Source organism: Kitasatospora sp. NPDC052868, from assembly GCF_044547105.1.
Classification (GTDB): domain Bacteria; phylum Actinomycetota; class Actinomycetes; order Streptomycetales; family Streptomycetaceae; genus Kitasatospora.
This window is the reverse complement of record NZ_JBITZW010000020.1, coordinates 90,111-108,269: the sequence shown is the minus strand read 5'-3', so window position 1 is coordinate 108,269 and position 18,159 is coordinate 90,111. Positions and strand designations below refer to the sequence as shown.

At 72.6% G+C, this 18,159-nt stretch carries 21 protein-coding genes; 14 read left to right on the top strand and 7 right to left on the bottom strand.

Features of this window, described 5'->3' with window-relative positions:
* Window positions 1-71: 71 nt before the first annotated feature.
* Window positions 72-920 carry an SDR family NAD(P)-dependent oxidoreductase gene (locus tag ACIGZJ_RS27900; protein WP_396459813.1) on the top strand — a complete coding sequence of 283 codons (849 nt, stop codon included), beginning with the start codon at window positions 72-74 and terminating at the stop codon, window positions 918-920.
* A 142-nt stretch (window positions 921-1,062) separates the two neighbouring features.
* Here ACIGZJ_RS27900 and ACIGZJ_RS27895 read toward each other — a convergent pair whose 3' ends face one another.
* The 4 genes from ACIGZJ_RS27895 to ACIGZJ_RS27880 all read right to left on the bottom strand — a co-directional run bounded on the left by ACIGZJ_RS27895 (window position 1,063) and on the right by ACIGZJ_RS27880 (window position 3,761).
* Window positions 1,063-1,845 carry an alpha/beta fold hydrolase gene (locus ACIGZJ_RS27895; RefSeq protein WP_396459812.1) on the bottom strand — a complete coding sequence of 261 codons (783 nt, stop codon included), beginning with the start codon at window positions 1,843-1,845 and terminating at the stop codon, window positions 1,063-1,065.
* 191 nt (window positions 1,846-2,036) lie between these two features.
* On the bottom strand, window positions 2,037-2,795 hold the full coding sequence (locus ACIGZJ_RS27890) for an SOS response-associated peptidase (protein ID WP_396459811.1): 759 nt from the start codon (window positions 2,793-2,795) through the stop codon (window positions 2,037-2,039).
* Between the two features lie 89 nt (window positions 2,796-2,884).
* The gene (locus ACIGZJ_RS27885) at window positions 2,885-3,175 is read right to left on the bottom strand and encodes an SHOCT domain-containing protein (protein WP_396459810.1); all 291 of its coding nucleotides are present in this window, start codon (window positions 3,173-3,175) and stop codon (window positions 2,885-2,887) included.
* 133 nt (window positions 3,176-3,308) lie between these two features.
* A complete protein-coding gene (locus ACIGZJ_RS27880; RefSeq protein ID WP_396459809.1) occupies window positions 3,309-3,761 on the bottom strand; it encodes a DUF6325 family protein in 453 nt (150 codons plus the stop codon).
* 384 nt (window positions 3,762-4,145) lie between these two features.
* Here ACIGZJ_RS27880 and ACIGZJ_RS27875 point away from each other — a divergent pair, with 384 nt between their 5' ends.
* The 3 genes from ACIGZJ_RS27875 (at window position 4,146) to ACIGZJ_RS27865 (ending at window position 5,701) form a co-directional block, all read left to right on the top strand.
* Window positions 4,146-4,586 (top strand): hypothetical protein, encoded by a 441-nt coding sequence (locus ACIGZJ_RS27875; RefSeq protein WP_396459808.1) that lies wholly within the window; start codon window positions 4,146-4,148, stop codon window positions 4,584-4,586.
* Window positions 4,587-4,780: 194 nt separating this feature from the next.
* A complete protein-coding gene (locus ACIGZJ_RS27870; RefSeq protein WP_396459807.1) occupies window positions 4,781-4,963 on the top strand; it encodes a hypothetical protein in 183 nt (60 codons plus the stop codon).
* Window positions 4,964-5,263: 300 nt separating this feature from the next.
* On the top strand, window positions 5,264-5,701 hold the full coding sequence (locus ACIGZJ_RS27865; protein ID WP_396459806.1) for a hypothetical protein: 438 nt from the start codon (window positions 5,264-5,266) through the stop codon (window positions 5,699-5,701).
* Window positions 5,702-5,771: 70 nt separating this feature from the next.
* On the opposite strand, the gene ACIGZJ_RS27860 is transcribed toward ACIGZJ_RS27865, so the two are convergent.
* The gene (locus tag ACIGZJ_RS27860) at window positions 5,772-6,134 is read right to left on the bottom strand and encodes a hypothetical protein (RefSeq protein WP_396459805.1); all 363 of its coding nucleotides are present in this window, start codon (window positions 6,132-6,134) and stop codon (window positions 5,772-5,774) included.
* 89 nt (window positions 6,135-6,223) lie between these two features.
* On the opposite strand from ACIGZJ_RS27860, the gene ACIGZJ_RS27855 reads away from it, so the two are divergent.
* The 6 genes from ACIGZJ_RS27855 to ACIGZJ_RS27830 all read left to right on the top strand — a co-directional run bounded on the left by ACIGZJ_RS27855 (window position 6,224) and on the right by ACIGZJ_RS27830 (window position 12,580).
* Window positions 6,224-7,294 carry a LuxR C-terminal-related transcriptional regulator gene (locus ACIGZJ_RS27855; RefSeq protein ID WP_396459804.1) on the top strand — a complete coding sequence of 357 codons (1,071 nt, stop codon included), beginning with the start codon at window positions 6,224-6,226 and terminating at the stop codon, window positions 7,292-7,294.
* Window positions 7,295-7,922: 628 nt separating this feature from the next.
* Window positions 7,923-9,344, top strand: coding sequence for a transcription termination factor Rho (gene rho / locus ACIGZJ_RS27850; protein WP_396459803.1), 1,422 nt, complete (start codon window positions 7,923-7,925; stop codon window positions 9,342-9,344).
* 96 nt (window positions 9,345-9,440) lie between these two features.
* The gene (locus ACIGZJ_RS27845) at window positions 9,441-9,650 is read left to right on the top strand and encodes a hypothetical protein (RefSeq protein WP_396459802.1); all 210 of its coding nucleotides are present in this window, start codon (window positions 9,441-9,443) and stop codon (window positions 9,648-9,650) included.
* Between the two features lie 154 nt (window positions 9,651-9,804).
* Complete coding sequence (locus tag ACIGZJ_RS27840; protein WP_396459801.1) at window positions 9,805-10,317, top strand: hypothetical protein; 513 nt, start codon at window positions 9,805-9,807, stop codon at window positions 10,315-10,317.
* An 84-nt stretch (window positions 10,318-10,401) separates the two neighbouring features.
* Complete coding sequence (locus tag ACIGZJ_RS27835; protein WP_396459800.1) at window positions 10,402-10,629, top strand: hypothetical protein; 228 nt, start codon at window positions 10,402-10,404, stop codon at window positions 10,627-10,629.
* 835 nt (window positions 10,630-11,464) lie between these two features.
* Window positions 11,465-12,580 carry a YncE family protein gene (locus tag ACIGZJ_RS27830; protein WP_396459799.1) on the top strand — a complete coding sequence of 372 codons (1,116 nt, stop codon included), beginning with the start codon at window positions 11,465-11,467 and terminating at the stop codon, window positions 12,578-12,580.
* Window positions 12,581-12,705: 125 nt separating this feature from the next.
* Here the strand turns inward: ACIGZJ_RS27830 and ACIGZJ_RS27825 are convergent, their stop codons facing one another.
* Window positions 12,706-13,035 (bottom strand): putative quinol monooxygenase, encoded by a 330-nt coding sequence (locus tag ACIGZJ_RS27825; RefSeq protein ID WP_396459798.1) that lies wholly within the window; start codon window positions 13,033-13,035, stop codon window positions 12,706-12,708.
* 308 nt (window positions 13,036-13,343) lie between these two features.
* Here ACIGZJ_RS27825 and lepB point away from each other — a divergent pair, with 308 nt between their 5' ends.
* Entirely contained in the window at window positions 13,344-14,192 is an 849-nt protein-coding gene (gene lepB / locus ACIGZJ_RS27820) for a signal peptidase I (RefSeq protein WP_396459797.1), read from the top strand.
* 204 nt (window positions 14,193-14,396) lie between these two features.
* Window positions 14,397-15,158: a hypothetical protein gene (locus ACIGZJ_RS27815; protein ID WP_396459796.1), complete on the top strand. Its 762-nt coding sequence runs from the start codon at window positions 14,397-14,399 to the stop codon at window positions 15,156-15,158.
* A gap of 156 nt (window positions 15,159-15,314) precedes the next feature.
* Here the strand turns inward: ACIGZJ_RS27815 and ACIGZJ_RS27810 are convergent, their stop codons facing one another.
* Entirely contained in the window at window positions 15,315-15,908 is a 594-nt protein-coding gene (locus tag ACIGZJ_RS27810; RefSeq protein WP_396459795.1) for a DUF4291 domain-containing protein, read from the bottom strand.
* Window positions 15,909-16,060: 152 nt separating this feature from the next.
* Here ACIGZJ_RS27810 and ACIGZJ_RS27805 point away from each other — a divergent pair, with 152 nt between their 5' ends.
* Both ACIGZJ_RS27805 and ACIGZJ_RS27800 read left to right on the top strand, forming a co-directional pair.
* Complete coding sequence (locus tag ACIGZJ_RS27805) at window positions 16,061-16,807, top strand: hypothetical protein (protein WP_396459794.1); 747 nt, start codon at window positions 16,061-16,063, stop codon at window positions 16,805-16,807.
* 130 nt (window positions 16,808-16,937) lie between these two features.
* Window positions 16,938-18,131 (top strand): trans-sulfuration enzyme family protein, encoded by a 1,194-nt coding sequence (locus tag ACIGZJ_RS27800; protein ID WP_396459793.1) that lies wholly within the window; start codon window positions 16,938-16,940, stop codon window positions 18,129-18,131.
* Window positions 18,132-18,159 lie beyond the last annotated feature (28 nt).

Sequence of the window (18,159 nt, the reverse complement as noted above, 5' to 3'; positions counted from 1 at the left end):
AGTCGGCTAACAGACAACTTCAGACGGCACTTCGGTTGACGCGTTATGAGCTAACGCTCTACGGTCGCAACATGAACGGAACAACGAACCAGTCGACCGTCCCCCGCACCTGGCTCATCACCGGCGCGACCTCCGGCATCGGCCGCGAACTGACCCTGCAGGCACTGGAGAACGGCGATGCCGTCTCGGCGATCGCCCGCGACACCGCTCCCCTGGAGGAGCTGGTCGAAGCGCACGGCGACCGTCTGCTCCTCGTCCGGGCGGACGTGCGCGACGAGCAGGCCGTCCGGGAAGCCGTGGAGCACACGCTCTCGCGGTTCGGCCGCATCGACGTGGTGGCCAACAACGCCGGCTACGGGCTCTTTGGAGCCGTCGAGGAGGCCACCGACACCCAGGCGCGCGCCGTGTTCGACACCAACGTCTTCGGAGTGCTCAACGTGCTCCGCGCGACGCTGCCGGTACTCCGCTCGCAGCGATCCGGCCACATCCTCCAGGGCTCGTCCGTCTACGGACAGTCCGCCCACCCCGGCGTGGGACTGCTGGCCGCGACCAAGTACGCGGTCGAGGGACTGTCGGACGCACTGGCCGCCGAGGTCGCGCCGCTCGGCATCAAGGTCACGATCGTCCAGCCCGGAATGACCGCCACCCCCTTCCTGTCCAACCTCGACGTCGCCGCCGGCCTCGACGACTACGACCGGACCGTCCGCGAGGTCCAGAAGGGCATCGGAGAACTGCCCCCGTCCGCGTTCTCCTCCGCGGCCCGGATCGCCGAAGGCATCCGAACCGCCGTCGCCAGCCCCAACCCCCCGCTGCGCCTGGCCCTCGGCACCTCCGGCGCCACCGGCATGCGCACCGCACTGGAGGCCCGCACCGCCGACCTGGACGAGTGGAAGCGCGTGACCGCCGCCGTCGACAGGTGATCGCAAGTCCCGCGGGGCCTCGGTGTCCGGCGCCGAGACCCCCGCGGCGACGCGATCCCCACCGCCCGGCCCGGCGGCTTCACCCCAGGCGATCAGGACGGCCGCCCGGGTCGGCCGGGTGCAGTACCAGGAGGCGAGCGGCTCAGGAGGCCTGCGCCAGGGCGTCAAGGAGGATCCCGGCGATCCGCTGCGGCTCCTCGTTGGGCAGGAAGAAGCTGCTGCCGGGAATCGTCACGACCCTCGCACGCGGGCAGGCCTCCAGGGTGCGCCGCTCCTCCGCGGTGAGCCCGCCGTCGCCCTTCTCGGCGTGCACGACCCAGACCGGCACCCCGGCGGCGCACAGCCGCTCGGCCGGCCTGGCGTGCTCGCCGAGGTGGCGCAGATAGCAGCGGAGGATCCCGCGCATCGCCCGCGGTTCGTTGCTGCGCAGGTCGGCGAGGATCTCGGCCCGGCGCGCGGGAGGCACCCGGACATCCCTGGTGACCGACCCCATGAGCTTCAGCAGGACGACGGACGGAAGCTCGCCCAGGACGCCGCTCAGTCGGCAGACGGTCCTGAAGAACAGCGGCTCGTCCCGGGGCGACAGGCTGATCCCGAGCAGCACGACCGGTCCCGCGAACGCGCCGGACGCCACCATCTCCAGTGCGACGCTCGCCCCCATGCTGAACCCCACGACCGCGTCGCAGCGCTGCTCGGCGGCCAGCCGCCCGGCGAGCCGGGCCGCGGTGTCGATGCCGTGGCCCTCCGGGGCCGGCGTCCCGCAGTGGCCCGGAAGCGTCGCGGCGACCAGGCGGATGCCGGCCAGCTCGGGCTGCGCCATCAGCTCGGCGTACGACCGCGCGCGGTTGAGCCCGCCCGGGAGCAGCAGCGCCGTGCGCGGTGCGTCGGCCGGTCCTGAGGTGAGGAGGTCCCATTCCATGCTCATCGGTGTCGGTCCTCTCGGTGCGAGGCCTTCTCCGGCGTTCCCGGGGGTGTTTGCAAAGTTTTGGGGACTTTGCAAAGTGCTGTCGGGTCCGACGCGACTTTGCAAACACCCCGTGGTCGGATCAGTCGTACCGGCCGGACCAGCCAAACCGGTCGTACTAGCCGGGCTGTCGTACTGGAAGGGTCATCGGGCTAGCCGGACGTGTCGCCATGGCCCACCGGGTCGGGCGCGGCGTCGAGGAGGGTGGCGCCGTTGTTGCGGACGCTGTTGACGGCGGTGGACACCGACCGCACGGCGAGTTCCCCGCCGGCCGGGGTGTGCAGCAGCCGCCGGAGTTCGGCCGGGTCGGTGTGTTCGGGGTCGAGCCAGGCGTCCAGGTCACCCGGGTCGATGGTGAGCGGCATCCGGTCGTGGACGCGGCCGGCGGCGTCGGTGGCGTCGGTGGTGATGATCGTGGCGGTGGTGAGCCAGGCCGCCGGGTCGTCCTCGGGCACCGAGCGGTCGCGCCAGAACTCGTAGAGCCCGGCCATCACCAGCGGCCCGCCCTCGCGGGGGTGGAGGAAGTACGGCTGCTTGTACGCCTTGCGGTCGGCGGTGGCGGCCACCTGGACCCACTCGTAGTAGCCGTCGGCCGGGAGTACGCAGCGCCGCTTGGCGAACGCGGACCGGAACGCCGGCTTCTCGTGCACCGTCTCGGCCCTGGCGTTGATCATCCTGGCCCCCGCCCCCGGGTCCTTCGACCAGGAGGGGACCAGGCCCCAGCGCACCGGGCGGAGCCGGCGGGTGAGTTCACCGGTGTCGTGGTCCACGCGCTCCATCACCGTCCACACCGGGTCCGTGGGTGCCACGTTCCAGCTCGGGGCGAGCGTCTCGACCGGGGTCCAGCGGGTCACCCCGAACAGCTCGACCAGGTCCTGGGGCGTTGTGGTGGAGACGAATCGGCCGCACATGGGCGCAACTCTGCCACCCGCCGGTCGCCGTGGCACCCGACACGCGGTTTTCGGCCCGCGGTAGACGGGGTTCCCGCGGTGGCCGGCGTTCACGAGCCGAGGATGGCCGCCTTCTGGGTGCCGAACTCGGCCTCGGTGAGCAGGCCTTGGTCCCGCAGTTCGCCGAGTTGCTTCAACTGGGCGATCCTCGTGCTCATGTCGTCGGCCGGAGCGGCCGCGGGAGCCGGTGCGGCCTGTACGGGTGCGGGCTGGGCGACCTGTTGGGGGGCCTCCTGCTGGGCCCAGCGGCCGGCCTGGCGCCGGGAGACCCGGTTGGAGACCGCGGTGGCGGTCCCGGCGACGACGGCGGTGCGTGCGACACCGCGAAGTAGACCCGGCATGGTGTTCTCCTTCGGTGGTTCGACCGGCCGTGGCCTGGCCGGATGTGGATCGGTCGGCCGGTGGCCGGGCCGGCCGTGCGTTGCTCGGTCGGCCGGCTTGCCCGGCCGTGCGCGGTGGCCGGGCCGGGACTGCTCAGGCACCGGCCTCGGAGGCGTCGAGCGAGGCCAGCAGGTCCTGGACCGGGATGCGGCCGTTGGCCACCAGGCGGCCGCCGGCGCGGCGCAGCGCGGCGGCGAAGGGCCCCGCCCAGACGTTCTCGTAGACCAGGATGCCGGCGGAGCTGCCGGGCTCCAGGATGCCGCTCACGTCGTCGATCTCGTCCGCACCGAGCAGGCCCGAGGAGACGCCCTCGAAGACGGTGAGATCGAGCTGCCGGTCCCCGGTCAGGTCGGCGAGTTCCACGCCCACGACCGTCCCGTCCTGTTCCTTCTTGACGAAGATCAGGTCCAGGATCCGGATGATGCCGCGGTCGACCAGGTCGATCAGCAGGGGCAGTCCCTCGCCGGTCATCCGGCTCCCGGGGAACTCGACCACCAGGTAGTCGATCGGCCCGAGTTCGTCGAGCTCGCTTGGTTCGGTGCTCATGTCGGCTCCTCATCGGGTCGGCCAGTGGTGCGGGGCCCGCCGCCGGCTCGGCGCTCGGCACGCCGCCGTCGCCGCGCTGCCGCGCGGCTGGAGGGCCGAGGGGCCCGGGTCGGGCCGAGTCAGCGCCCCTTCGTCATTCCACCAGTGGGCGGAGCCGGGCGCATCTCGGTCGCGGACCGCCGGGCCAGGGCGTCAACGTGGCCGCCGTCAGGCGGGTCGGCCGCGGGCGGGGGGTGAAGTGTCCCCGCGGCGGTGGCGGCCGCCCCGCCCCGGCCCGTGCCCGCCTGGCGCGCGGCATCGAGAGCACCGTGGAACGCTGGAAACGGAGCCGCCGACCGGTCCGCTCGGGCAGGCCGACCGGCCCCCTGACCACGGGAGGCCCCTATGGCCGCCAATCCTCAACAGCCCACGGCCGGCGTCGGCACCCGGGGGAGCTCCGGGCATCCGCTGAGAACCGGCTGGACCGTCCTCGCGGCGGTGCTGATGATCTTCGGTGGGACCATGGCGATCTTCGAGGGAATCGCCGCCATCGCCAAGGACGACCTGTTCGTCAGAACCTCGAACTACACCTTCCAGTTCAGCCTGACCAGTTGGGGCTGGATCCACCTGATCCTGGGGATCGTCATCGTCCTGGCCGGCTGCGCCGTCTTCGTCGGGGCGGTGTGGGCGCGCGCCGTCGGCGTCGTCCTCGCCGGCCTGAGCCTGATCGCCAACTTCCTCTGGCTGCCCTACTACCCGTTCTGGGCCATCGTCCTGATCGCCGTGAACATCTTCATCATCTGGGCCCTGTGTGCCGGATCGCTTCGAGACGCAAGCCGACCCTGACGCCGGGCGGTCGGTGAACCCCCTCCCGCTACCCCCTGGCCCGGCCCGGGAGTAGCGGGACCGGGGGAGTCGGCCCACCCGGAACCGCGTCACAACTCGGCTTCGCTGTCGGTCGATCGGCTGGCGCAGTCGGCGATGTTCGCGGATCCTCGGTGCACCGGGGGCGGAAGCCGGTCGGGTGGGGGGAGTGCGGCATGGGGAGACGCGAGGACACCGGGCCGATGGCCCGACTGCTGGCCCTGGCGGGCGCGGCGGTCGCGATCGGCGGGTTGCTCGGGGGTTCGGTCAGCCTGGTGCTGTTCCTCTTCACGGACTGGTTCGACCCTATCGCCGACTACGTCCACGAGTACGGCCTGTGGGGCGGCCGCCGGCGTTAGGCGGGCTCGACCTGGCGGAGCGCCGCCCCGGTGGGGTGCGGCGATCTGCGCTGCACCCCACCAGGGCGGCCCTGCGGCCGAGATCACGGGGCCAGCGGGAGGGATTGCGGCCGAGATCACGGGGCCAGCGGGAGGGATCATGACAGGCGGTTCAGGTCATCCGACGGCCGATATCGGCAAGAGCACGCCCTCCGCACCGTAAACCGGCACCGCTTCCCCCGTCGGCTGCCATGATGCGACAAGACCTATGTGACATTTCACATTGCCCTTGCCGAGGGCAACAGACGAGGGAGGGACCTCATGAAGCGTCTTGCTGCCGTTCTGACCGCAGCCGCCGCCCTGGCCGTGCCGACGACCGCAGTCCAGGAGGCGGCCGCCGCGCCCGCCGGTCCGGTGGGCGCCACCGTGACCTGCGGCACCCCGGGCGCGCCCGGCTTCCTGCTGACCAGGGCCTGTGTCGAGGTGACCGGCAACCAGGTCAACCTGTACGGCCAGGCCACCCCCACCAACCCGGCCTGGCAGCCCCAGCAGGTAGGCTTCACGCTCGCCGGCAACGTGGTCGGCAACGCCCCGATCGCCCCCGTCAGCACCAGCGTCCTGGTGTCGGCGGGCGGGGTCCGCGTCGGCGGGATCGCCACCACCGCGCCGTGCGGCGCGACGGTGACCGCAAGCTTCGCCGTCAGCCAGTGGGGCTGGCCGCCGTCGACCGCGACCGTCTCGGCCGTCGTGGCCTGCTGACCCGCCCCCGGCACACCGCCGGATCGGCCGGTGCGGGCGGAGGCGGCGGCCGCCGCCCGCCCCGGCCGCCTCAGCGGGGCGGACCGGCCGCCAGGCGCGCGTACTCGGCCTCGGGGTCCGACTGGCCCCGGTAGGCGAAGTGCAGCCGCACCCGGCCGTCCGCGTCGGCGACCCGGGCGAGCGGCCGCTCCCCGGCGACGAGCATGCGGGGCTCAGCCCACTGCTGGGCGACCACCGCGAGCGCGGTACCGTCCTCCGCCTGCGCGATCCAGGTGGCCCGGCCGCCGTGGATCCCCGCGAGGTAGTGGTCCGAGACCACCGAGGCGATCGCCTGACGGATCGTGAGGTCCTCCCGGAACTCCCGCCCCTCGGCGTGCGGCGCGTCCGCGTCGTCGCCCATGGCGACGCTGTCCCTGGTCAGTTCGGCTCTCATGGCAAGCAGCCTAGGGTGTGATTCAAGGCGGCCCAGCCCCCGCCGTTCGGCCTGTGGCGGGCCTTCGGCGGCCGTGTTAGCTTCCGCCCATGGGATCACGTGGGGCGGCGGCGAACGAGGCGGTCGAGGGGTTACGGGAGCTGGCCGGGGGCGGTCTGGAGGCGGCCGAGGTCTTCCGCAGGGCCGACGAACTGCTGCGCGGGGTACTGGAGTTCGATGCCGTCTGCTGGCACACCGCCGATCCGGCGACCGGACTGGTCAACTCCGTCCTGAGTGACGACCTCAGCCTCGACCGGTTCCATGACGCCGTCCGGCTCGAGGTCTGGGTCGACGACGTCGCGACCTTCCCCAAGATCCGCAACTCCGGGGTCCGGGCCGAGACGCTGAGCCGGGTGACCAGGGGGCGGCCCGAGAGCAGCGCGCGCTTCCGCGAGCAGATCGACCCGGCGGGGTTCGGCGACGAGCTGCGCACCGTCTTCGACGCGCACGGCGGGATGTGGGGCTGCGCGGCGTTCATGCGGGCGCCGGACCGCGGCCCGTACCTCGGGCGGCAGCGCCAGCTCGCCGAGACCGCCGCCCGACACCTGGGCAACGCGCTGCGGGCCTGCCACCTCCCGCAGACCGGGGAGTCGTCCGACGATCCGTCAGAAGGTCCAGCGGTACTGGTACTCGGCTCCGCGAACCAGCCGCTGGCGGTGTCCGGTCCGGCCGAGGAGCTGCTGGCCCGGCTGGCCGACCCCTCGCCCTCGGCGCTCTCGGTGCCGACCGCCTTCGCGATCGCCGCCGAGCAGGCGCGCCGGGCGGCGTGCGGGCTGGCGGCATCGGAGGCCAAGATCCGGGTGCAGACCCGGGAGGGTCGCTGGTTCGTCCTGCACGCCGCGCCGCTGGAGGGCTCGCCGGGCGGCGAGGTGACGGTGGTGGCATCCCCGGCCTCACCGTCCGACGCGATGCCGCTCTACCTCTCCGCCTACGGGCTGACCGTGCGGGAGCAGGAGGTGGCCCTGTTGCTGGTCCGCGGTTGCGACACCCGGGACATCGCCCGGGTGCTGGCGATGACTCCCTACACCGTCCAGGACCACCTGAAGTCGGTCTTCGCCAAGGCGGGAGTGGCCAGCCGACGCGAACTGGTGGCCCGAATCATGCTCGCCGGCGGCCCCTGACCCGCCGGCACCGGCCTCGGGACTGGTCAGCCCGACGAATCGGTGGACGCGACAGGACGTCAGGTGGTCGGGCTCGATGCTCGCCGAGTCCACCCGGTAGCGGCCGGGGCCGAGTTCGAGAACGGTGCCGTCCGCGAGAGCCCCGACCTCGCTGCCGAAGTAGGGCAGGAAGGTCGAGGACGCCAACGAGTTCCATCACCTCGCAGGCCCGGCCGTAGTCGCCCTCCGTTCCCGACCAGTGCGACAGGGCATCGTGCTATCATGGTCGTCGGCCGTGCTGGATGCCCACCCTCTGGGGTGCGGGGACCAGGTGCCGATGCACACCGGAGAGCCCGCAATGGCACCGGAAGCGTGCAGACTGCCACCCTCCAGTGCTCCTACCTGGAACATCGGCAGTGTCCCGGCGGTTCCTCGCCGGAAGACGACCCACTTCATCCGTAGGGATCCTCGCCGCCCCGCAGGGGCCGCCCCCCTACCCAGCTGTCCCGCGCCCTTCCGAGCGCGCCGGCCGCAGCGCGTTCCACCTCCGAACAGCCGTCCGGCCGTGCCGATTGCCGTTGCCGGGCGCTCCGCGCCCTGGCTTGCCCGGCGGCCAGTACACCCTTCGACACTCCAGGAGTACCTTCTCGTGACGACCACCACCACCGAATCGTCGACCACCACACCGCTGGACGGCCTGCTGAAGAGCGACCTCCATCAACTCGCCTCCGCCCTGGGCATTCCAGGCGCCGCCCGGCTGCGCAAGGGCGAACTCGTCGAGGCGATCACCGCCAAGCGCTCCACGGACCGGCCGCAGGCCCCGACGGCCGCACCCCGGACCGCGGACACGGAAGGCCGGGGCGGCCGGCCCGTACTGCCGTCACCGCGAAGCCACAGCCGCAGCGACCTCTTCCCGGTCATCGGCGTGCTGGACGTCCGCGAGGGGAAGGCCGTCCTGCGCACCTCCGGCTACCTTCCCGGGCCCGCCGACGTGCACATTCCCGCCGACCAGGTGCGCGCACTCGGCCTGCGGTCCGGTGACGTCCTGACCGTCGCGACCGCCCCGGATGCGACCGCCCCGGCTGCGAACGGTCCGCGCGTGACCGCTCCGCGCGGGGCCGGCGCCGCCCGCCAGGCGCCTGTTCGCATCGAAACGGTCAACGGCGGCAACGTCGACGGGGCCCGGCGCAGGCCCGCGTTCCACGAACTGACGCCGCTGTACCCCCAGGAGCAGTTGCGCCTGGAGACCGGTCCGCGGGAGCTGATCGGCCGGGCCATCGACCTGGTGGCACCGATCGGCAAGGGTCAGCGCGGTCTGATCGTGGCACCCCCGAAGGCCGGCAAGACGATGATCGTGCAGTCGATCGCGGCGGCGATCGCCCACAACCACCCCGAGGCGCACCTGATGGTCGTCCTGGTCGACGAGCGCCCGGAGGAGGTCACCGACATGCGGCGCTCGGTCAAGGGCGAGGTCATCGCCTCCACCTTCGACCGGCCCGCCCGCGAACACATCGCGCTCGCCGAACTCGCCGTCGAACGCGCCAAGCGCCTCGTGGAACTCGGCCACGACGTGGTGGTCCTACTCGACTCCGTCACCCGCCTCGCCCGTGCCCACAACGCCGCTGCCCCCGCTCACGGACGGACCCTCAGCGGCGGTCTGGACGCCACAGCCCTCCAGCACCCGAAGAGGCTCTTCGGTGCTGCCCGCAACGTCGAGAACGGAGGCTCGCTGACCATCCTGGCCACCGCCCTCGTCGACACCGGCTCCCGGATGGACGACCTGATCTTCGAGGAGTTCAAGAGCACCGGCAACATGGAACTCCGCCTCGACCGCCGCCTCGCCGACAAGCGCATCTTCCCCTCCGTCGACGTCAGGGCCTCCGGAACCCGCCGCGAGGAACTCCTCCTCGGCCGCACCCGCACGCCCGCGGCCTGGACCCTGCGCCGCGTCCTGGGCGGCCTCGAAACCCAACAGGCCGCTGAACTGCTCCTGGACCGGCTGAAGCAGACCGCCACCAACGCCGAGCTCCTGCGCCAGGTGGCAACCAACTCCCCGACCCGCCCGGCCTGAACCGAAGCAGCACTGCCGCGCGCCGTACACCGGCTCAGAGCCTGTTTCTAAGCATCTGGGCAGTATTTCCCCGGGCCAAGATTCGAACGGGGCTCCTTGCTCTCCGGCTCCAACGCCGCTCTACGCGGTCCGCCTGATACCGGGCCGGCCCAGGCGGTCAGCCTGGCCAACCCGCTCAGCTACCAGGTCGACGCCCGGCGCGGGCTCCTGATCAGTACCCCCTCGCACCTACTGCTGGACCTCGGCGTCCTTACGCTGGCCACCGCCCTCGGCATCGCTTCCGCCTCCGCCCTCCTGGACCGCTGACCGGCCCCCTGGTGCGCCCATCGGGCGAGTGAGCGTCGTTCGTTGGAGTGGAACTCCGTGTCCGTCCGCGCGGGGCGCACGATCCGCCCACGAACGGTGCGCTCGGATACGGATCGGCCAACAGGCCCATCTCGTCACGACCCTGGAGCAACCCGTGCGACGACCCTTCTCCTTCAAGCAGCCCTTCCCTGTGGCTGTCGCCGCCCTGGTGGTCGGCGCGGCTGCCGCGATGGGCGTGCCGGCACTGGCGGATAGTCAGGACCGGGCGGATGCCCACCGTTCGACCAGGTCGGCCGTCATTCCCAACCTCGTCATCGACAGCGTGGCGGCGCCGCTGGCGGGCGGCGCGATCCCGGACGTAGGTGTCCCCTACGCCACCAAGGCCACCTTCAAGGCCGCCAGGGGCAGCGACCCCGGTACCGCGTACGGTCTCTGCACGAAGATGGTCGCCGGTACGGATGCCGACAACGTCTACTGCACGCTCCAGCTCAAGTTCGACGAAGGCTCGGAGCTCGCCATCGCCGTGCTCGCGTCCGTTGCGCACGAGGGGGTCGGGCTCAAGGAGTTCACCGGCTCCGTCATCGGTGGCACGCTCCGGTTCTCCGATTCCACCGGCAACGCCAACTTCAGCGCCAACGAGGACGCCGGCTACGACCTCATGTTCTGAACCTTCCGCATCCGCCCGGGGCCGTCGACGGGCAACGCGGCGGCCTCAGATGCGATCGGCCGACCAGGCCGGGTCGCGGCCGGTGTGGGCCAAGAGCTGGTCCTCGGCGTCCGCGCCCGGCGGCTCGGCGAACGGTGGGTCGAAGCGGCGCCCGTACACGTTGCGATCAACGCCTGCGGAAGCTCGACCATCCTCGTCCTGGGCGGCGGTCTGATGTCGGGTGCGATCGACAAGATCACGGGGCCTATGGCCGAGAGTGTCACCAAGAAGACAGGCCTGCCGACTGCTGCCGTCGCCCGGGGGAGGAACTGATTCTCCCGGTGGTTCTGAGTGTGATTGCCAAGCGCCGCAAGGGCTGAGGCTCGGTCACTGTGACCGTTCGCCGAACGGTTCCCTCCGGGCCTGCCAGGCCCTCATCACGCACCACCGCGCGCCAACCGGCCCGTCGTCCTCGGACACCAGCCCAGGCTAGGGCTCCAAGCTACCCAAGACGGGGGTTCAGACACCGGTACTCACGCCACCACCGGCAGCATGACCCCGCTCCTCCAGGCCCCGCATCGGGTTGAACCGGCCACCGACGAGGACGAGTTCGATGCCTCGGGGTGCCGGCCTCGCCCCCTTCCACTGCCGCTCTTTGCCGGGGAAAATTGCTGACGTAGCGTCAAACTCTTAACCGGCCTGCATCTTGGACGGATCCGGGAAGCGTTCGGGAGTTCCGAGGCCTTTTCCGGCCGATCGCGCGACGTCGCCAGCCCGAAGGAGCCGTTCCTTGAGCCCCGCCCGCCCCCTGACGCGAGCGGCGGCCGCCGCCGCGATCCTTACCGTCCTGGCCGGATGCTCGACCGCGTCCGACACGAGCCGGCCCGGCGTGGACGCCTCCGCCTCACTCGGCCAGGACCTGTCGTGCGGCCCCTGTGCCGTTCCTTCGTGACCTTCGGTAGGTGTCGTCCACCGGGTCGAGCCTCCGCGGCATGTGAGGCGGGTCGCAGGTGCCCGGGCGGCCGGATTCGGTGCTTCGGTGGCCGGTCGTGGTCGGTCTAGACCTCTCTTATAGGTCTAGACCGGTAAGGCGATCCGATCCGCCGTGGGCGTGTCATAGCCTGACCGTCGATCGCCGCGAAGCGGTGGAACGACTGTGGAGGGTGATATGAAGTCGCTTGCGTCAAAGGCTCGTTGGGCGGGATCGCTGGTGGCGGCGGGGGTGCTGTTGCTGACGGGGGCGGGTGCTTCCGGTGTGGCGGCCGCGGAGCCGGTGCAGGGTGTCGGACCGGTGGCGGGCGCGACCGTTGTGGGGTGGCGGGTGCTCGGGCTGGCGGTCGGTCCGGAGGGGGCCAAGGCGTACGTGGTGGCCGCCGACCGGGTGGGCGCCCGGTCCGCCGTGGTGCTGAGGACGGTCGACACCGCGACCGGTGCCGTCCTCGGGCAGCTGACGCTGGCCGAGGACGGGACGGCCGGCAGCCCGGTGGTCAGCCCGGACGGCCGACGGGTCTACCTGGTGGTGTCCGAGCAGCTGGTCGCGGTCGACACCGCCACCAACACCGTGGTCTCGCGCACCTCGGCGCCGGACCAGCCGCGGCCGGCCGGCTGGAGCCAGGGGCGGCTGACCGGGCTCGCCGTCAGCCCTGACGGGTCGAAGGTCTACCTGGACCAGTACGGACCGGAGGGCGCCGGTGAGGGAGTGGGGACCGGCCGGGTCCTGGTGTTCGGCGCGCAACAGGGCGCGTTCACCGGCGCGGTGCCGGTGGGCGGCCACACCGTGGACGCCATCGCCCTCCAGGCCGGCGGCGCCGGCGCGTACGTCAGCACCGACCAGGGCCTCTACCACCTGGACACCACCGGCGCCGTCCCCGCCGTGGTGGGTGCCGTCGCCCGGATCGGCGCGAGCGGTGAACTGGCGGTGTCCTCGGACGGCCTGCGCCTCTACGCCCTGGGCACGCAGGCCGGCAGCGGCACCGGCTTCGAGGTCAACGTCATCGACGACACCGCCAGGCCCGCGTTCACCTTCGGCTCGGGCTGGGTCGACCTGCACTGCGTCTCGGTGAGCCCGGACGGCGGCCGGCTGTACCTGCTCAAGGACGGCTGGACCCCGCAGGCCTCGGTGCTCTCCTACGACACCGCGACCAACACCGCCGTCCCGGCGGAGACGCGCACCGGGTTCGCGCTGGACGGGGTGTCGGCCGCGGCGGTGGTCCCCGGCGGCCACACGCTCCTCGTCGCGGGAGTCCGCGGTGACACCGCCTACCTGAAGGCCGTCCAGCTCTGACCGCCTGGCGACCTGACCGCCTGACCGCCTGGCGACCTGACTGCCTGGCCGACCGACGGCCGCAGCGGGCCGCCCCGTGGCGGGTGGGCGCCGGTCGGCCCCACCCGCCCACGCGTGGGCCGTCGTCAGGAGGCGGCGGGGGACAGCTCGGCCATCTCGGACCAGCCGTCCACGGCCGCGTCGACGTAGATGATCTGCGGCTTGGTGGCGATCGTGGCGGGGAGGGCGGCCATCGCGGCCTTGAAGTGGTCGGAGTTCACGTGGACGGCTCCGGCGTCGGCGGACTCGAACGCCTCCAGCAGGACGTACTGGTCGGGGTTCTCGACGCTGCGGGACCACTCGAAGAAGACGTTGCCCGGCTCCTCGCGGGTGGCCCTGGTGAACTCCGCCACCTGGCTCATCCAGCTCTCGCTGAACTCGGGCCGGGCGGTGAACTTGACGGTGATCAGGATCATGGGGGTGCTTTCCTCGCTAGGGGCCGCCCGACCCGCGTGCAGGCGTAGGTGCGGGTGCGGGTGCGGGTGGCGAAGCTGCGCCGGTCGGGCGGCCCCGCCGAACGGCCAGGTCAGACCGCCACCCTATCGGGCCGCCCCGCCGCACGGCCTGGCCCGGCGCCGTCGGAGGGCGCCCGGTGTCGACGCGGCGTGGACGTCCGGTGTGGACGTCCGGGGTCGCGTCCGGGCCCGGACGGGAACCTCTGTTCGTTAGCTGACAGCGGGGGGTCGTTCGGGCCCTCCGTCAGGCCGGCCGGAGGGGACCAGCGGTGAGCGTCGAGGAGACGACCGGGAGCAGTGCATCGGCCGGGAGCGGTGAGCGGGCGGAGGGGGAGCGGGCGAAGCCGCAGCGGCGCAAGCGGCCGTTCTGGAAGGAGCTGCCGGTCCTGGTGGTCGTCGCGCTGCTGCTCTCACTCGCGATCAAGACCTTCTTCGTGCAGGCCTTCTCGATCCCCTCGGGCTCGATGCAGCACACCCTGGAGAAGGGCGACCGGGTGCTGGTCGACAAGTTCACCCCGTGGTTCGGCGCCGAGCCGGAGCGCGGCGAGGTGGTGGTCTTCCGTGACCCGGGCGGCTGGTTGGACGGTCCGTCCGGTCCGTCCGGCAACGCCGTGCTGCGCGGTGTCCAGAAGGCGCTGAGCGTGGTCGGTCTGATGCCCTCGGCGGATGAGAAGGACCTGATCAAGCGGGTGATCGCGGTCGGCGGCGACACCGTGGAGTGCACGAGCGGCAGTCCGGTGAAGGTGAACGGGGTCCCGCTGGTGGAGCCGTACCTCTACCCGGGCGCGACGCCCTGCGACAACGAGCCGGTCGGCACGGTCACGGTGCCCAAGGACCACCTCTGGGTGATGGGCGACCACCGTAACAACTCCCGCGACTCCCGCTACCACGTGAACGACGCGAGCGGCGGCTTCGTCCCGGTGGAGAACGTCATCGGCCGGGCCTTCGTGGTGGCCTGGCCGCTGTCGAACTGGGACACCCTGCCCGTCCCCGACACCTTCGACCGGACCCCGCCGGGTGCCGCGGAGCCGCTGGAGACCCCGCCGCCGCTGGACGCCGCCGCGATGGCCGCCGCCGTCCCGCTGGTGCTGTGGGGCCGTCGGCGCCGCCGGGAGTGACGGGAGTCCGACGACGGGCAGCGCGGACTAGCCGGTGCCGGTGCCGGCGCGGGTGCGGTGCGGGGTGGTCGGGCTGGGCCCGGAGGGGTGTCGAGGGCGCGATTCGGCCAGATCCGAGGCGTTCGGCCTCATGACGTCCTCGAATTGGTCATGATCACGTCATGGTCCCGCCGGGAAACCCCAGCACCCACGTGGAGGTTCTTCGTGTCATCGCCTGACGACGTCGTCGCCGAACTGTTCGCCGACCGGGACTACTCGGGCAGAAGTATGACCGTCAGAAAGTCTGACCTCGTGGCGGGGGTGTACGGCGGGCGGCCGGAGTACCGCGTCTACGGCGAGCAGTTGAGGGAGGCGATCGGCGGCCGTGCGATCACCTCCCTCCGGGTGGCCGAGGGCTACGAGGTCGCGCTGTACGACTACGACGGCGACGGGGACCGCGACAGGTACCGGTTCGACTGTCCGCATGTGCTGAACGCCTTCGGCGACCGGGCCTCCTCGTTCACCGTCGTCGGGGTGAACCCTCCCGCGGGAGCGGCGACGGAGCGGCTGTCCGACGGCCCGTACCACGTCGTTCACCACCTCGACCACGAGTACTTCCTGACCATGGGGCCCACCCTGGAGTCGGGGGTCAGGCTCCAGCGGGTCGGCGGGCTCGGCGCCCAGCGGCCCGAGCACGGGAGGTGGCAGGTGACGGCGACCGGGAGCGGCGCCTACACCTTCCGCAACACCGTGACGGGCCGCTATCTCGGCGCGCCGGGCGGGGCGATCGCCTGGGGCGAGGCGGACCCCACCGAGTGGGTGCTGATCCTGCACTGGAGCGGCGGGCACTACCTCGCGCTGGCCCAGGACCCGGAGTACGCGGTCGGTTCGCGGTCGCTGGCCCTGCCCTCCAACCGGGCCGACCTGCTGTGGACGGGGGAGCGGCAGGGTCCTCGGGCCTTCCTGTTCCACGAGGCGCCGGAGTAGCCGGGCGACGGTCCGGTTCTCGGCGCGGTCCGGTTCTCGGCGCGGTCCGGTGGTACGAGCGGTGGCGTCAGGCGTGACCGTGCTCGGTGAGGAGATGGGCGGCCGTCCCCACCCCCGGGCGCGCCGTCGACGACTCCGCTTGCGAACGCCCCCGGCTCAACTGCTCAGGTGGGCCAGGAGCGTGTCGCCCGACGGGTAGGGGCGCTCGGCGGGGAGGAGCCGGCGGGCGGCCTCCAGGTCGCCGCCGCGCACCCGGGCGTGGACCGCCCGTGCGAGGGGAGTGACGTCGTGGATCGAGACGATCCACTCGTCCGCGTAACGCGCGGCGGCCTCGCCGGCGAGGCCGAGTTGAAGGGACCGGTGCGCAAGCGGCTGCAGGTGCAGGTCACGTTCGGGATCCCACTGCACCCGGGCCGGGGCCCGCTTCAGCCGGCGCTGCCAGGTGGCGCGGTCGGGGTGCAGCCCGTGCTCGTAGTGGGACAGGCAGGCGTTCCGCAGGGCCCATTCGAAGCCCTCGCGGGTGATCTCGACCGCCAGGACGGTCTCCTGGCCCTCCTTGCCCGCCCATCCGCAGCGGTACATCATCCAGAGGAAGGACGGTTTGATCCACGTCATCCGGTCCCTCTTCCAGGCCGCCGGGAAGCGTCCGTCCCGTGCCGCGGGCAGGCCGATCTCCGGCGAGTACGCCTGATAGACGGTCACCGTGGAGGCCGTGTGGAGGGCGCGGACCTGATGCTTGGGTTCTGGCACGGGGACCAGCGTCGACGTTCGGCGCGCAGTGCGCCATCGGATTTCCCCGGGCGGACGACCCCCGGTGCCGGAGGGCCCGGGGCGGCCGCGGCGGCATCGCCGCAGCTCGGCGGCGGTACGGCGGACCGGCCGGGCCGCCCTATGCTGGCGCCATGACAGAGCTACCCGGCTTCGCGGCCCTGACGGCCCGACTGCTGGACCACCAAGGCCTGGAGCCCGCCGACCTGGCCCGTCGGGCGGACACCGCCGAGGCCGAGCTGGCCGCGGTGCTGGACGGCGCCGCGCCGGGCGAGGCGCTGCTGCGCCGTCTCGCGCCCGCACTCGGCCTCGACACCGCCGACCTGTTCGAGATCGCGGCGCTTCCGCTGCCGGAGGACCTCGCGCCGGCCGGCGGGATGGCCACCACCTCGATCGTCGCCGTCCTGCGGTTCGGCAAGGCGCTGCCGGCCGACCGGCGGGCCGAACTCCGCTCCCTCGTCGAGTCGTTGCCGCACGTCCGACAGCCGGGACGGATCGAGGGACTGCCCGTCTCGGCCCCGGATCCGCGCTCGCCGGGAAACCTGCTGATGCGGATGGTCGCGGCCCGCAACCTCGGGTGGACCGGGACGGGGAAGGTCTTCCGCCTGCTGACCGGCCGCTCCTGGATGGCCGACGCGTACGGTCGGATCGCCACCGGCGAGACCTCGCTGACCCCGGATCTGGTCGCCGACTTCGCCGTCGTGCTGGGCCTGCCCGCCGACGGCCTGGCGGCGCTCCTCGGAATGCCGCTGCCGCCGGACCCGCCCCGGCCGGACGAGGCCGTCGCCGACAGCGCCCTGCTGCTGCGGGGTCTGCGACGACTGGGCGTGGAGCACCTTCGCGAGGCCGAGGATCTGGCCCGGACGCTGCAGCAGGCCTGACCCGGGCCGCCCAGGAGGCCCGGACGGGACGGCGGCCCGGACGGGATAGTCGGCCCGGACGGGGGAGTAGGGCCACTTGCTCGGGATTGGCCCTGGTCGGAGCCGCCCCCGGCGGCCGATGATGGGCGGCATGAACGACTTCGACAGCGCGCTGCACCCCGAGAGCCGGATCGTCCACCCGCCCGTCGAGGAGGTGACCGGCAGCCGCCCGCTGGGGGTGCCGCTGCACCAGAGCCACCTGTTCGCCTTCGAGGACACCGAAGCGCTGACCCGCGCCTTCAGCGGACCGGACCAGGCGTTCTTCTACAACCGCTACGGCAACCCGACGGTCCGCTCGCTGGAGAAGGCGGTCGCCGGGCTGGAGGGCGGCGCGGGTGCCATCGCCACCGCCTCCGGCATGGGCGCGATCAACACCGTGCTGCTCGCCCTGCTGAGCTCCGGCGACCACGTGATCGCCCAGCGGAGCCTCTACGGCGGCACCTTCGCGATGCTCGCCGACCTGGCCCGGCGGTGGGGCGTGGAGGTGACGCACGTCGGGGGCGACGACCCGGACGAGGTGCGGGCGGCGCTGCGCCCCAACACCCGGCTGCTGCACCTGGAGACCATCTCCAACCCGACCACCCGGGTCACCGACCTCCCCGGCCTGATCGCCGTCGCCAAGGAGGCGGGCGTGGTCAGCGTCGTGGACAACACCTTTGCCACCCCGCTGCTCTGCCGGCCGATCGAGTACGGCGCCGACATCGTGGTCCACTCGGCCACCAAGTACCTCGGCGGCCACTCCGACGTGCTGGCCGGCCTCGCCGTCTTCGCCGACGCCGAACTGCACCACACCGTCTGGAAGTACGCCATCGAGCTGGGTGCCTCGGCCGACCCGAACAGCGCCTGGCTGACGCTCCGCGGCCTGCAGACCCTGGGGCTGCGGGTACGCCGCCACTGCGAGACCGCGCTGGACCTGGCCGGCCGGCTGGCCGCCCACCCGGCCGTCACCGCCGTCCACTACCCGGGCCTGCCCGCCCACCCGGACCACGAGCTCGCCCGCCGGCTGCTGCCGCAGGGCCATGGCGGGGTCCTCGCCTTCGACCTGGCCGGCGGCCGGGAGGCGGCCCGCACCTTCACCGAGTCGGTGCGGCTGGCCTCGCTCGCCCCCTCGCTCGGCGGGGTGCACACCCTCGTCCTCCACCCGGCCAGCACCTCGCACCGCCAACTCGACGACCAGGAGCTGGCCGCGGCGGGCATCGGCGCCGGCACCGTCCGGATCGCGGTGGGCATCGAGCACCCGGAGGACCTCTGGACCGACCTGGAGCAGGCCCTGGCCAAGCTCTGAGCCGTCCCACCCCTCCGGCCGCTCCGGT

What these genes read in the sequence shown, in the direction of transcription:
- ACIGZJ_RS27880 (WP_396459809.1), bottom strand. Translation starts at nt 3,761, where the DNA reads ATGAGCACCGAACCAAGCGAGCTCGACGAACTCGGGCCGATCGACTAC.
- ACIGZJ_RS27875 (WP_396459808.1), top strand. Translation starts at nt 4,146, where the DNA reads ATGGCCGCCAATCCTCAACAGCCCACGGCCGGCGTCGGCACCCGGGGG.
- ACIGZJ_RS27865 (WP_396459806.1), top strand. Translation starts at nt 5,264, where the DNA reads ATGAAGCGTCTTGCTGCCGTTCTGACCGCAGCCGCCGCCCTGGCCGTG.
- ACIGZJ_RS27900 (WP_396459813.1), top strand. Translation starts at nt 72, where the DNA reads ATGAACGGAACAACGAACCAGTCGACCGTCCCCCGCACCTGGCTCATC.
- ACIGZJ_RS27885 (WP_396459810.1), bottom strand. Translation starts at nt 3,175, where the DNA reads ATGCCGGGTCTACTTCGCGGTGTCGCACGCACCGCCGTCGTCGCCGGG.
- ACIGZJ_RS27825 (WP_396459798.1), bottom strand. Translation starts at nt 13,035, where the DNA reads ATGATCCTGATCACCGTCAAGTTCACCGCCCGGCCCGAGTTCAGCGAG.
- ACIGZJ_RS27860 (WP_396459805.1), bottom strand. Translation starts at nt 6,134, where the DNA reads ATGAGAGCCGAACTGACCAGGGACAGCGTCGCCATGGGCGACGACGCG.
- ACIGZJ_RS27890 (WP_396459811.1), bottom strand. Translation starts at nt 2,795, where the DNA reads ATGTGCGGCCGATTCGTCTCCACCACAACGCCCCAGGACCTGGTCGAG.
- ACIGZJ_RS27855 (WP_396459804.1), top strand. Translation starts at nt 6,224, where the DNA reads ATGGGATCACGTGGGGCGGCGGCGAACGAGGCGGTCGAGGGGTTACGG.
- ACIGZJ_RS27800 (WP_396459793.1), top strand. Translation starts at nt 16,938, where the DNA reads ATGAACGACTTCGACAGCGCGCTGCACCCCGAGAGCCGGATCGTCCAC.
- ACIGZJ_RS27830 (WP_396459799.1), top strand. Translation starts at nt 11,465, where the DNA reads ATGAAGTCGCTTGCGTCAAAGGCTCGTTGGGCGGGATCGCTGGTGGCG.
- ACIGZJ_RS27870 (WP_396459807.1), top strand. Translation starts at nt 4,781, where the DNA reads ATGGGGAGACGCGAGGACACCGGGCCGATGGCCCGACTGCTGGCCCTG.
- ACIGZJ_RS27895 (WP_396459812.1), bottom strand. Translation starts at nt 1,845, where the DNA reads ATGAGCATGGAATGGGACCTCCTCACCTCAGGACCGGCCGACGCACCG.
- ACIGZJ_RS27805 (WP_396459794.1), top strand. Translation starts at nt 16,061, where the DNA reads ATGACAGAGCTACCCGGCTTCGCGGCCCTGACGGCCCGACTGCTGGAC.